The 11787-nt window shown below is 60.3% G+C and carries 13 protein-coding genes; 10 read left to right on the plus strand and 3 right to left on the minus strand.

Annotation, left to right across the window (positions count from 1 at the left end; all coding sequences use genetic code 11):
- Positions 1-50: 50 nt before the first annotated feature.
- The 4 genes from KDH09_03090 (at position 51) to KDH09_03105 (ending at position 4230) form a co-directional block, all read left to right on the plus strand.
- On the plus strand, positions 51-800 hold the full coding sequence (locus KDH09_03090) for an NTP transferase domain-containing protein (GenBank protein MCB0218655.1): 750 nt from the start codon (positions 51-53) through the stop codon (positions 798-800).
- 178 nt (positions 801-978) lie between these two features.
- Entirely contained in the window at positions 979-1500 is a 522-nt protein-coding gene (locus KDH09_03095; protein MCB0218656.1) for a DUF3015 domain-containing protein, read from the plus strand.
- Positions 1501-1641: 141 nt separating this feature from the next.
- Positions 1642-2166: a DUF3015 domain-containing protein gene (locus KDH09_03100; GenBank protein MCB0218657.1), complete on the plus strand. Its 525-nt coding sequence runs from the start codon at positions 1642-1644 to the stop codon at positions 2164-2166.
- 120 nt (positions 2167-2286) lie between these two features.
- Positions 2287-4230 carry a DUF4105 domain-containing protein gene (locus KDH09_03105; GenBank protein MCB0218658.1) on the plus strand — a complete coding sequence of 648 codons (1944 nt, stop codon included), beginning with the start codon at positions 2287-2289 and terminating at the stop codon, positions 4228-4230.
- On the opposite strand, the gene KDH09_03110 is transcribed toward KDH09_03105, so the two are convergent.
- Positions 4224-4943, minus strand: coding sequence for a 5-formyltetrahydrofolate cyclo-ligase (locus tag KDH09_03110; protein ID MCB0218659.1), 720 nt, complete (start codon positions 4941-4943; stop codon positions 4224-4226). The two genes, KDH09_03105 and KDH09_03110, sit on opposite strands and share 7 nt — an antisense overlap.
- A 65-nt stretch (positions 4944-5008) precedes the next feature.
- Here KDH09_03110 and KDH09_03115 point away from each other — a divergent pair, with 65 nt between their 5' ends.
- The 4 genes from KDH09_03115 to KDH09_03130 all read left to right on the plus strand — a co-directional run bounded on the left by KDH09_03115 (position 5009) and on the right by KDH09_03130 (position 7007).
- A complete protein-coding gene (locus KDH09_03115; protein ID MCB0218660.1) occupies positions 5009-5416 on the plus strand; it encodes a DUF309 domain-containing protein in 408 nt (135 codons plus the stop codon).
- An 11-nt stretch (positions 5417-5427) separates the two neighbouring features.
- A complete protein-coding gene (locus KDH09_03120) occupies positions 5428-5901 on the plus strand; it encodes a glutathione peroxidase (protein ID MCB0218661.1) in 474 nt (157 codons plus the stop codon).
- Positions 5902-5985: 84 nt separating this feature from the next.
- Complete coding sequence (locus KDH09_03125) at positions 5986-6516, plus strand: hypothetical protein (GenBank protein MCB0218662.1); 531 nt, start codon at positions 5986-5988, stop codon at positions 6514-6516.
- Positions 6513-7007, plus strand: coding sequence for a hypothetical protein (locus KDH09_03130; GenBank protein MCB0218663.1), 495 nt, complete (start codon positions 6513-6515; stop codon positions 7005-7007). Before KDH09_03125 ends, KDH09_03130 begins: the two co-directional genes overlap by 4 nt.
- Here KDH09_03130 and psd read toward each other — a convergent pair.
- Together psd and KDH09_03140 are read right to left on the minus strand one after the other, a co-directional pair.
- On the minus strand, positions 7004-7867 hold the full coding sequence (psd, locus tag KDH09_03135; GenBank protein MCB0218664.1) for a phosphatidylserine decarboxylase: 864 nt from the start codon (positions 7865-7867) through the stop codon (positions 7004-7006). The genes KDH09_03130 and psd overlap by 4 nt on opposite strands.
- 23 nt (positions 7868-7890) lie before the next feature.
- Positions 7891-8502 carry a hypothetical protein gene (locus KDH09_03140; GenBank protein ID MCB0218665.1) on the minus strand — a complete coding sequence of 204 codons (612 nt, stop codon included), beginning with the start codon at positions 8500-8502 and terminating at the stop codon, positions 7891-7893.
- Positions 8503-9349: 847 nt separating this feature from the next.
- Between KDH09_03140 and dnaA the strand changes: the two genes are divergently transcribed.
- On the plus strand, positions 9350-10735 hold the full coding sequence (dnaA, locus tag KDH09_03145) for a chromosomal replication initiator protein DnaA (GenBank protein MCB0218666.1): 1386 nt from the start codon (positions 9350-9352) through the stop codon (positions 10733-10735).
- A 400-nt stretch (positions 10736-11135) separates the two neighbouring features.
- Positions 11136-11787 (plus strand): DNA polymerase III subunit beta (gene dnaN / locus KDH09_03150; protein ID MCB0218667.1); only part of this gene is annotated, 652 nt, incomplete at its 3' end.

Below are 11787 nucleotides of genomic sequence, written 5' to 3' on the forward strand. Positions count from 1 at the left end.
AGCATCCGCGCGCTGGCTGAAAAGGCGCGGCGCGAAACCGCGGAGGAACTATGAAAGCGATTCTCTACGTCGCCGGTCGCGGCAACCGCCTGGGCCCGGACTATGTCGATACCCACAAGGTGCTGCTCGCGTTCGGCGGCAAGACGCTGCTCGAATGGCACGCGGTGCACCTCAAGCGGCTGGGCATCAGCGAACTCGTCGTCATCACCGGCCACAAGCGCGAGCTGGTCGAGGCCGAGCTTGAGAGAGTCGCCGCGCACCACGGGCTTACGACGCGCACCCTGCACAACCCCGATTTTCTCGATGGCAGCGTGCTCAGCTTTCGCACTTCCATTCCCGAACTCGAGGGCCTGGGTGAACCGGTGCTCCTCATGGACGGCGATGTTCTTTATCCGACCGAGATTTTACGCCGCCTCGTCGAGTCGAAGCACCCCACTGCGTTGCTCATCGATCAGGAGTATTCCACCGACGATGATGACCCCGTTCTCGTTCCCATCGTCAGTGACAGGCCCGTTGACTTTCGAAAGAAGTGGACCGGACAGTCCGATGTGACCGGGGAATCCATCGGCTTTTTTAAGGTCAGCCCCGAGGCGCTGGGCTTCCTGATTGAGCGCACCAACGCGCGCAGCAAGGCAGAACACCCCCAGGATTCCTACGATGACGTTTTGCGTGACATGGTCCTGGAGGGGCTTTTCGGGCACGAAGACGTGACCGGCATGGCCTGGACGGAGATCGATTTCCTCGGCGATATCGAGCGCGCCCGCACCGATGTGCTCCCCCACGTGATCGAATCGAAGTGACAAGAAGCCACAAAAAATCGATAGCAAGAACGCGCAAAACTGTGCTCAAAAAAATTTCGCCCCCCTCTTCTATAGTCGCGAAATGAGACATTATACTTCTGCACCAATTCAAGCGCAGGGATGCTTGGTCGGCGGGGAGCCGAAATCCAGGCAAAACAAATCCAGGGAGGATTTAAGTATGAAGAAGATTTTGAGCATTGTTTCCATGGTTGCCATGATGGCATTTGTGGCCGCTCCGGCCAGTGCCGCCAGCTACGGCATGGCCGGTTGCGGCCTCGGCTCGATGGTGTTTGGCCCCTCCGGTGAGATGGGCAAGTCCATCGGCAACTCCAAGGTGAGCGAAGTGCTCGCCGCCACCACCAATGGCACCTTCGGCAGCCAGACCTTCGGCATCACCACCGGCACGTCCAACTGCACCTCGGGCGGCATGGCGATGATGGAGAAGGAGCAGGAGCTCTTCGCCGAAGTCAGCTACGACGAAATTTCCCGCGAAATGGCCAAGGGCGAGGGTGAGTACCTCACCGCTTTTGCGACCGTCATGGGTTGCAGTGCCGATGTCCACAGCGACTTCGCCAGTGTGACCAAGGCCAACTACGGCAAGATTTTCGGCGCCGAGGCTTCGGCCAGCGACGTCGTGAGCTCCGTCAAGAGCCTGCTTCGTGACGACGCTTCGCTCGCCAAGAGCTGCTCGCGTCTGTAAATCGGAACCACTCTGTTCCACGTTGAGGGAGGCCTTCGGGCCTCCCTCTTTTTTTGTCACGGTTTTGCGCTTTGCCCCGGCGCTCCACCCGGCTAGTCTTTGCCTTCACGACGTTCCATTTGTTCAGTTGGAGGCATTCCCATGAAACTCATTCGATCCGCAATCCTCTGCGCCGCGCTCATTTTCGCGGCTGCCATTCCTGCCGCGAACGCGGCCAGCTACGGCCCGGCCGGTTGCGGTCTGGGCTCCATGATTTTCGGACCTTCCGGGGAGATGCGGAAAATTTTCAACAACGGCGTTCTCTCGGAGATTCTGGCCGCCACGACCAACGGCACCTTCGGCAGCCAGACCTTTGGCCTGACCACCGGCACTTCGAACTGTGGCAGCAAGGGACTCTTCTCCTACGACCGTGAGCAGGAGGCCTTCGCTGAAGTCGCCTACGATGAGATCTCTCGCGAAATGGCCAAGGGAGAGGGCGAATACCTCACCGCATTTGCCACCCTCATGGGCTGCAGTGCCGATGTGCAGGACCGGTTCGCCACCGCCACCAAGGCCCACTACGGCCAGATCTTCGCCGAGGGCGCACAGCCCGTGCAGGTCGTTCACTCCGTGCGCGGTGTATTGCGCTCGGACGCGGCCCTGGCGAAGAGCTGCTCGCGAATCTAGCGCGTCCACGAATCGTCAACCCGGCGCCGGGCCTGCAAGGGCCCGGCGCTTTTCGTTTTGGCTCCGGTGGGCCCATTCACTATTCTCGCGGCCCACACGCGGGGAGCCCGCTTGAGACCAATGAACCGAGTCCTTTTCATCGCAATTCTGCTGGGCCTGAGTCTGTTGCCGGCTCGCGCCTTCGCTGCCGATGATGGCTATGCCGCCGAACTCATTTCGCAGGCCCGCGCGCGCGACCTGGGCAATTCGCGATACTGGACCCTGCTCCTTCACTATCGCTTTCACATCTTCACCGGCTGGCGCAGCGAGGCCGACGGCGAAGCGTTTTTTCTCGCCGATGACGGCAAAGACGACCCGGTCGCGGAACTCGATGCCGACATCCGCGGCTTCCTTGCCGAGCCCGTTGAAGGCGAAACCCACGCCCAATGCCGCTTTCCCGAGCGTTTTCACTGGCTCCGGCAAGAGCTGCAGCTCGATCCCGCGCGTGTTCCCGCGGTGGCTTGTCCCGATTTCGATTACTGGTATTCCCGGCTCAACCCCGGGAGCGTGAAGCTCATCTTCGCCGCCGCGTATCTCAACAACCCGGCGTCCATGTACGGGCACACCTTCCTGCGCTTCGACAAGAAGGACGCGCCGCCGGGCAGCGACCTGCTCTCGACGATCATCAATTTCTCGGCAAAGATCGGCAACGACCCGGGCGTGATCTACGCAGCCAAGGGGCTCTGGGGCGGCTACGACGGCTACTTTCAGACGATTCCCTACTACATGCGGGTCCAGAAATATTCGAATCTCGAGAACCGCGACCTCTGGGAATACGACCTCAACCTCACGCAGGACCAGATTGATTCCATGGCGCGCCACCTCTGGGAGCTGGGCGGCACGCATTTCGACTACTGGTTCTTTGACGAGAACTGCTCGTACCATCTGCTTGCCGTGATCGAGATCGCGCGCCCCGACCTCCATCTTCGCGAACAGTACCGCACGTGGGCCATCCCAATCGATACCGTGCGCTCCCTGCTCGCCGACAAGCAGCTCATCGGAAAAATCAGCTACCGGCCCTCTTTCTACAAACAGACCCTTACCGCGCGTGAGCACATGAGCCGCGAGGAACGCACGCTAACCGAACAAATTGCCGAAGAACTGGGTCCCGGGCGCTTCGAGGGTATCGGCGCACTGACGCCCGAACGCCAGGGGCTCGTGCTCGATACCGCCGATCTCTACCTGCGTTACCGCATGCAGCGCGGCGATGTCGAACAGGATGCTGCCAAGAACGCCGACCGCGAGATTCTTGCCCGGCGCGCGGCAATCGATGCGCGATCGCCCAGTTACGAAGTCCCCACCCCCGTGCGGCCCGATGAATCCCACCACTCCGGCCGCATTGCCGCGGGCGCGGGCGTCTCGCGCGCGAGCGTCTTCGAGGAAATTCTCTGGCGCCCGGCGCTGCGTGATTTTCTTTCGCCGCCCAAGGGGTTCGAGCCCGGCAGCTTTCTGGAGATGGGTTCGATCCGGATGCGCTTCACCCACGATCCGGGCAACTTCTCGGCCAACAAGAATGAGTTCACCATCGAAAACTACGAGGTTTTCAAGATCTTCTCGCTCTGGCCGCTCGATCCCTGGTCCTTCCGGCTCTCGTGGAAGGCCTCGGTCGGCGGCTCGCTTCCGCGCGAGACATACTGCGAGGAAATTCACTGTTTGACCGGCGGCGCGAATGTGGGTGGCGGGCTTTCCTACCGTACGGGTCTGTGGCGGAGCGAAACTTTCTACGTCTTTGGCGAAGCGCTTGCCGAGGGCGGCGACGGGTTTTCCAAGAACTACCGCATTGCCCCCATTGCATCGGGCGGCATCATCGTGGACCTCGCCGATTTCTGGCAGGTACAGGCCGAGGCCCGCTACCTCTATCCGATCTGGGGCGACCGCGACCCCATCAAGAACGAGCGCCGCGACGTGTGGGATGTGAAAGTGGAAACCGCCTTCTATCTCTCGCGCAATGTGGAGCTGCGCGGCTGGGCCCGTGCCGGCACGGTCCGCGATGAGGTCGGCGGCTATCTGGGCTGGTATTACTGAGGCGCAACGCGCGCTTTCAAATCGGCCAGCACCGGCATTTCTTCCAGGTCTTTTTCGCTGAGTTTTTCCCAGTCGATCCCCGTGGGCGCAGGCGGCGGATTCTTCACTTCGATCACGCGTTCCGGCGTCACGATCCACGAGAGCGGCACGTCGTTTTCATCGCGCGGAAAATCTTTGGCCACCTGAAGCTCGTGCACCGTGGTCAGCACCGGGACCGGGTCGTGGCCCAGGGCGCGCAAGATGCCGTATTCGAGATCGCTGTATCCGTGTCCCTTGCCGCAACGCTTGCCTGTCGCGGTGATGACGACCGAACCGCACACGATCAGGTCCACCTGCGGCAGCTCCTCCAGCGAGACTTCCTCGGCCCAGGGCTTGCACTTCGAGAGCGTCGCCGCTTCGCGGTATTTGTCCGCCGGAATTCTTGCCGGATCGAATCGCATGAAACCGGCAGCAAGTCTTGGCGTCGGCATATAGAGCGTAATGCCGCGCGCAAGCGCCATTTCACGCACCGGAAGCTGGGGCGAATCGGGATTGATCTTGATGGCGCGCACGCCCTCCCAGATCGGCAGCGTGAAGAGCCGCCCTGCCGCCTCGCGCGCGCCGGCAAAGTTGGGGATCCGCCCCTTTACCGGGAAGGGAAAACGCGCCTGCCTCCGCTCGGTGAGCTGCTCCCACGCATGGGCGCGCGCGGCGTCCTTGGAATCGAATTTCATGCTGCCCCTTCACTGCCACCCTCGCGGCTGGTCGCTGCGGCCGGCGGCGATTATAGAACCACTCCATGGCCATTGAGATCCCAGAGGGCCCGATCACGGTGAGCGAGCCGCTGCCGGAGGCCATCCGAACCGCCATCGCCGAGTTCAACGCCGGCGATTATTACCCCTGTCACGACACCATCGAAGAGCACTGGGTGCGCGAAGTGGGTCAACAGCGCATTCTCTACCAGGGCATCCTGCAGATCGGCATCGCCCTCTACCACATCGAGAACGGCAACTGGCGCGGCGCAGTAAAGATGCTCGAGCGCGGCATTCCCAAGCTTCGCCCCTTCGTGCCGAGCTGCCAGGGCATCTCCGTGGCGCCGCTCCTTGAAGCCGCCGAAAAGATCGAAGCGCACCTGAATGAACTTGGGGCGGAGCGCATCGAGGCGTTCGCCCTCACATTTCCAAAAATTGCATTGAGCGAGAGCTGAAGGAGTCACGAATGTCCCTCTACGATCAGAAGACCAGTTCACTTGGCGGCGCCGCCGCCGATCTTTCCGACTTCAAGGGCAAGGTCACCCTCGTCGTGAACGTGGCCAGTGCCTGCGGCTTCACCCCGCAATACAAGGGCCTGCAGGCCCTGCACGAAGAGCTCTCGGGCAAGGGCTTTGCCGTGCTCGGCTTTCCCTGCAACCAGTTCGGCGCCCAGGAACCCGGCAGCGCCGAGGAGATCCAGAACTTCTGCGAGACCAAGTTCGCCGTGAAGTTTCCCATGTTCGAAAAAGTCGAAGTGAAGCCGGGCGGCAGCCAGTCACCGGTGTATGCGTTCCTCACCGCCGGCGGCGAAGTACCCAACTGGAACTTCTGCAAATACCTGGTCGGCAAGGACGGCGAGGTGATCAAGTTCTACCCCAGCAACATCGCCCCGGCCGACAAGGGTCTGCGCGCCGACATCGAGGCGGCCCTCTCCGCCTGATTTCATCACCTTCAAAACAGGGGAAGGCCGCGCGTTGTGCGGCCTTTTTCTTTGCGCCTCCCTGTTGCGTACAATGCGCGGACGATGAACCAGAATGGCAAACCCATCCTGCGCGAGGAGCAGCTTTTCCGTAAAGCCTGGACCGGCTGGATCATGCTGCCGGGCGCGCTGATTATGACTGGCGTGCTGGTCACTTCGTTTTACGAGCTCAACTGTGCCGCCCAGCAGGGGCGTCCCATGCCGCCGTGGTTCATCTGGCTGGTGCTCGCGTTGCTCGTCGTGGTGAATATCGGCCTCTATTATCTTTACGGATGCGGCAAGCTCGTGACCGAAATCCGCGTGGACGGCATTGCCGTGCGATTCTTTCCGCTTACCCGGGACCGCTTTTTTCCCTGGAGCGAAATCGCCACGGTCGAGGCGCGGCATTACCGTCCCATTTTCGAATACGGTGGCTGGGGCGTTCGCGGCCTGGGAAAAAACAAGGCCTGGAATGTGAGCGGCAACGAGGGATTGCAGCTCGTCTTCAAGGACGGCAGGCGTTTTCTCATTGGATCGCAGATGGCCGCCGCACTGGAAGAAGCCGCGCACAGAGCGAGGGAGGAATCCTGTCTATGAAACATCGATACCTGTCAGTGCTGATCTTCGTGCTACTCAGCGCCTGCAAGAACGAGGCGGTCGCGCCGACCAACGAGAACATCCTGCGCGCCTTCACCCCCGGAATTGCTGCTCCCATTGCCAGCGATCTGGTTCGCGCAGACGGCGACGAATGGATCGTCACCGTGGCTTCACCCCAGAGCGTGCGCCTCTTCGAATTTCCCGTGACGAATCTCAACGCGAGCCGCATCGCCTATCAGGCCAGCGCAAAGGCCGAGGGCGTTTTCGGCGCCGCCTATCTGGAGATGTGGGTGCGTTTTCCGGGCAAAGGGGAGTTCTTCTCGAAGGCGCTCGACACGCCGCTTCAGGGAAACATGGACTGGTCGGAATATTCCGCGCCGTTCTTTCTGCAGAAAGGCCAGGCGCCCGATCGCATCCGTCTGCAGCTCACCTTCGCTGACCGGGGAACCGTGCGTTTGAAGAATGTGCGCGTCGAAAAGACGCCGCGCTAGGTCAGATTTCCAATCACCTCACCCAGAACCATTTTCTGCTCGGGAGAGAGTTCGCCCAACTTCCCCGTTCCCTTTGGAACCAGCAGCACCACGGTCGAGCCCATGTGGAAGCGGCCCACCTCGTCGCCCTTGGCAAAGCGCGGGGCGTCTTTCTCGCTGTAGTCCCACACGCGCGGGCGGCCCTTCTTGCTTCCCTTCGCCGGGGCGACGACGCCCTCCCACGCGACCGAGATGCTCCCCACGATGAGCGCCCCCACGAACACCATCGCCATGGGTCCGGCGGGCGTGTCGAAGGAAATGGCCACGCGCTCATTGCGCGAGAAGAGCGCCTCACGCGCGCGCACCGTGCGCGGATTGACGGCAAAGAGATAGCCGGGCAAGTAGGCCATGCGAGTTACCACGCCGGCCGCGGGCGCATGCATGCGGTGGTAGTCGCGCGGCGAGAGATAGATTGTTGCGAACTGGCCGCCCAGGAATTTCTCGGCCTCGGCCTCACTTCCCAGCAGCTCGGCCATGGCATAGTCGCGACCCTTGGCCTGGTAGATGCGCCCTTCCTCAATGGGTCCGGCGGAAGAGACTGCGCCGTCCACGGGTGAGACGATGCTCTTTTCGCCTGCATCGATGCTGCGCGCGCCGGGCTTGAGCTTGCGCGTAAAGAAGGCGTCGAAGTCGGCGAAACCACCCTCGGGCACCACCGCTTCTTCAATGTTGATGTCATAGAGCTTCACAAAAAAACGCCCGACTGCGCGCACCAGGGCGCGGGCCTTCAGGCGCGTCAGCCAGCCCACAAAGGCCGAAAGCGCGTGCTGGGGAAGAAGCCCCTGGAAAGCCACGAAGGCGCGGTCGGAAAACTTGCTCACGAGAGGTCCTCGGGGGGGGTTGCTTACGGACAGGCCGCGGCACCCGGATCATGCGGGCGCACGATGATCTTGTCGATCACCAGACAACGCGAAACCGCCCTCACCGTGTCGGGATTGTTGAAGATCGGCAGCCCGGGATTCAGGCGCACGCCGTTGTAGATGAAATGCGAGCGCAGCGTCGAATCCTGCGCGTTGGTAGGCGGCGCACTGTCCTGGGTGATGATGAGCTCGACGTCGGCATCCGTGGTCCCCACCAGATACGTGTGGTTTCTCGCCAGCGGCACGTCGGTCCCGCTGACGATGAGCGAACCCGGACTGGTATCGTTGACCGGCGGGCTGCTCAGGGGCGTCGGGGTGAACCCCGCGTTCACGTCCGTCAGGTCCCACTGCAGGTCCCAGAAACTGTAGGGGATGTTCGCGTTGTCCGGTCCGATCTCTGCACAGCTATAGAGCGAGCGGTAGGTCACAAAACCGGTGGTCCCGACAACCCGCGTGGTTTCCACGGGCCAGACGCCGGCGACCTCGTCCTGCAGTGCCAGCCGGCTGAACAGGGTGCAGCCGCTCACCAGGTCGACGTCGATCACCTGCTGCACGCCGCGCTCGTCGACGGCCAGGTTGGGGCTGTTCAGGTTCATCGAAATGGACACCGGAAAATAGGGGTCATTGGAGCCGCAACCCGCCAACACCGGAAGGACAAGCAACCAAAGAAAGGCCAGAATTCTTTTTGATGCATCGTGCATGGAGCGCCAAGCGTAGTCCCACCCGCCCTGCGCCAGCAACAATTTGCGAAGCAGAGCCGCCCGAGGGCAAGGACGGGACATTTTTTCCGAATCTTCACATGCTCGTCGTGACAGTTTTGGCTCTCCGTGCCCTTAGGGGGGCTTCTGCATGAGTCTCCCGGATGCTCACCAAATTCATAAGTAATTTCAATCACTTATGTCACATTTCTCAAGTAACGCCGACACAGTCGCGCAAATGGCCTGATTCCGGAGGGATTCACAACTTTACCCACAACTGTGGATAACTCCTGTGAAAACATTAAAATTGAATTATCCAAGTAATTTCAGGAAGTTAACGAAAGTTGTTCTTTTTTCTTGCATCCCGTTGGGGGTCGAATAGACTGCCGTCCTGTCAGTGGTTTGGGTCTTTTTCTCCCCTCTGACTGGCTTGGGAAGAGCCGGTGGGAACTGGCGGCAAAATTCGGGAAAATGGTGATTTTTTCCCCGGTTTCGTCGTCGGAATGGGAGGTTATTCGCCCTGTTGTACTGACAGGGCGTTTGTTTTTGGTGGGAAGTTTTCATCCACGTTTGAACATTCTGGGATCGGGTCCAAAGACCTTGCGTAAACACGTCGAAATTTGTCCCTCGAAGTGCGGCTAACCGTCCGTAATTCGTAGGCTTTTTCGACTTATTCACAGTTGTGGGCAAAGTGTGGGGAAAACTCCCCCTCGCCAGGCCGCACACCGGGGGAAATGCACGTAAAATGGAGAACCTCTGGGAACGCTCGCTTCCGCTTTTCCAACAGTCCATGAAGGACTCGACCTTTGATCGATGGGTTCGCCCCATTCGTTTCGGTCGGCTCGAAGGCGAGCGCATGTACCTCCAGGTTCCCAGCGTCTTCTTCAAGGACTACCTGCAGGAAGGTTTCCTCGATCTCTTCCAGAACAAGATCTACGAATCGTTTGCCGAGCGCTACCAGATCGTGCTGGAAGTCGCTGCGGACGATCCCGCGCGCGCCGGCAACGGTCACAACCCGGCCCAGAGCACCGCGCCCTCGCGCCCGCCCCAGCCGGTGCCCCCGCATCGCAACCCCAGCGCCGCGCGTGAGCGCGTCATCGGCAACCGGCTGAGTCCGCGCTACGTGTTCGAGAACTTCGTCGTGGGCAAGTCCAATGACTTCGCCCATGCCGCCTGCCGGGCGGTGGCCGACAACCCGCATCGCAATGACTACAACCCGCTGTTCATCTTCGGCGGCGTGGGCCTTGGCAAGACGCACCTTGTGAACGCCATCGGCAACCGAATTCTGGACCAGCATCCGAACCTTCGAATTGTTTATGTCTCCAGTGAGAATTTCACCAACGAAGTGGTCAGCTCCATCCAGCACCACAAGATGGAGGAGTTCAAGAAGAAGTATCGCCGCGACTGCGACATCCTGCTGATCGACGACATCCAGTTCATCGCCGGCAAGGAAACCACCCAGGAAGAGTTTTTCCATACCTTCGAAGAGCTTCACCACCAGGGCAAACAGATCGTCGTGACCTCAGACAAGCCCGCGCGCGAGATTGGCGGCCTCGAAGAACGTCTCAAGAGCCGCCTCGACTGGGGCCTCTCCGTGGACATTCAGCCCCCCGAGCTGGAGACCCGCATCGCGATCCTCCGCCGCAAGGCCGAGACCTTCGGCTTCAACATGGGTGATGACGTCGCCGACTTCCTGGCAACCTATTGCGGCAACAACATGCGCGAGCTTGAGGGCTCTCTGAACCGCGTCATGGCCTACTGCGAGCTCTCCCAGCGTCCAGCCAGCCTGGAATTGGTGCAGGAGCTCTTCCAGCACGCCGTTGCCGAGCGCAACCGCAAGCCGACGATCGAGAACATCCAGAAACTTGTGGCCGAACAGTTCAATGTGAAGATTTCCGACATCAAGGGTCCGCGGAAGCACAAGATCGTTGCGCTTCCGCGTCAGGTTGCCATGTTCCTGTGCCGCAAGCTCACGGGCGCATCCTTCCCCGAAATCGGTGAAAAATTCGGCGGCCGCGATCACTCGACTGTGATTTACGCCTGCGAAAAGATCGACAATGCAATGAAACAGGACCTCAACCTGCGCCATCGGCTCCAGACGATCGAGCAAGCGCTCAATCATCCGGCTTGAGTCGCGCACCGGTCCAAAGTCCATCCGCCCGCCTAGCAAATGCCTGGCGGGCTGTTTCGCCTTGTACGACGCTGGCAAGGTCCAGGCCCCGATCAGAGCCCGACGCTGCCTCAAAACACGTCGAATTGGGCACAAACCTGGGGATGAACACGTTGACGGGCCGGAAAAGGCTGGGGTACAAACACAAGGCTTCCACAGGAGCCGACCCGACCAGCGGAAGTTCGGCAGTTTCCCGGAAATTACTCCACGGGAACTACTTCGGCGAACCTATGGAAACGAGGGGGGTTTTTCCGGATCTAAACAGTTCCACAGGCTCTACTACTACTACTGGTTTAATTAATAAAAATAAGAAGAGTAAGAGTAGAGAACTCCACATCCGGAGCCCGCAGGGAAAGTAACCATGCAATTGACCATCTCCAAGCAAGATCTACTCGCCGGCTTGACCGCCACCCAGGGCATCATTGAGAAGCGCAACACCATGCCGATTCTCTCCAACGTATTGATGGATGCCGATGACAAGCGCCTGCGAATGGTTGCCACCGACCTTGAAATCGGTGTGCGGCTCGAAGTGCCGGCGAAGGTGAAGTCCGCCGGAAAAATTACCGTGCCGGCCAGAAAGCTCCTCGACATCGTCAAGGAACTCCCCGATCAGGATCTGGAGTTCAAGCTTGTCGAGAATCAGCAGCTCGAGTTCAAGGTAGGCAAGTTCCGCTCTCGCATCGCGGGGCTTCCGGCCGACGAATATCCGAACCTGCCAAGCTACGAGGACGGGAAGTTCTTTGAGGTCGGCAGTGAGGCGCTCAAGCGGATGGTTGCACGCACGCGCTATGCCGTTTCTACGGACGAGACACGCTACAACCTCAACGGCATCTATTTTGAGAAGGCTGAAAAGGGCAAGCTGCTGCGTCTTGTTGCCACTGACGGGCACCGTCTGGCGATGACCGACAGCAGCGAAATGGGCGACCTGGGTGATGGCTGGGGTGAGCGCGGGCTGATCGTGCCGCGCAAGGCAATTGCCGAGCTCCAGAAGATGCTCGACCACAACGAAAAGA

The sequence above is a fragment of the Chrysiogenia bacterium genome, from assembly GCA_020434085.1.
Classification (GTDB): Bacteria; JAGRBM01; JAGRBM01; order JAGRBM01; family JAGRBM01; genus JAGRBM01.

Coding starts and splice junctions, on each gene's coding strand:
- KDH09_03090 (MCB0218655.1), top strand. CDS start 51: ATGAAAGCGATTCTCTACGTCGCCGGTCGCGGCAACCGCCTGGGCCCG.
- KDH09_03095 (MCB0218656.1), top strand. CDS start 979: ATGAAGAAGATTTTGAGCATTGTTTCCATGGTTGCCATGATGGCATTT.
- KDH09_03100 (MCB0218657.1), top strand. CDS start 1,642: ATGAAACTCATTCGATCCGCAATCCTCTGCGCCGCGCTCATTTTCGCG.
- KDH09_03105 (MCB0218658.1), top strand. CDS start 2,287: ATGAACCGAGTCCTTTTCATCGCAATTCTGCTGGGCCTGAGTCTGTTG.
- KDH09_03110 (MCB0218659.1), bottom strand. CDS start 4,943: ATGAAATTCGATTCCAAGGACGCCGCGCGCGCCCATGCGTGGGAGCAG.
- KDH09_03115 (MCB0218660.1), top strand. CDS start 5,009: ATGGCCATTGAGATCCCAGAGGGCCCGATCACGGTGAGCGAGCCGCTG.
- KDH09_03120 (MCB0218661.1), top strand. CDS start 5,428: ATGTCCCTCTACGATCAGAAGACCAGTTCACTTGGCGGCGCCGCCGCC.
- KDH09_03125 (MCB0218662.1), top strand. CDS start 5,986: ATGAACCAGAATGGCAAACCCATCCTGCGCGAGGAGCAGCTTTTCCGT.
- KDH09_03130 (MCB0218663.1), top strand. CDS start 6,513: ATGAAACATCGATACCTGTCAGTGCTGATCTTCGTGCTACTCAGCGCC.
- KDH09_03140 (MCB0218665.1), bottom strand. CDS start 8,502: ATGAACCTGAACAGCCCCAACCTGGCCGTCGACGAGCGCGGCGTGCAG.
- dnaA (MCB0218666.1), top strand. CDS start 9,350: ATGGAGAACCTCTGGGAACGCTCGCTTCCGCTTTTCCAACAGTCCATG.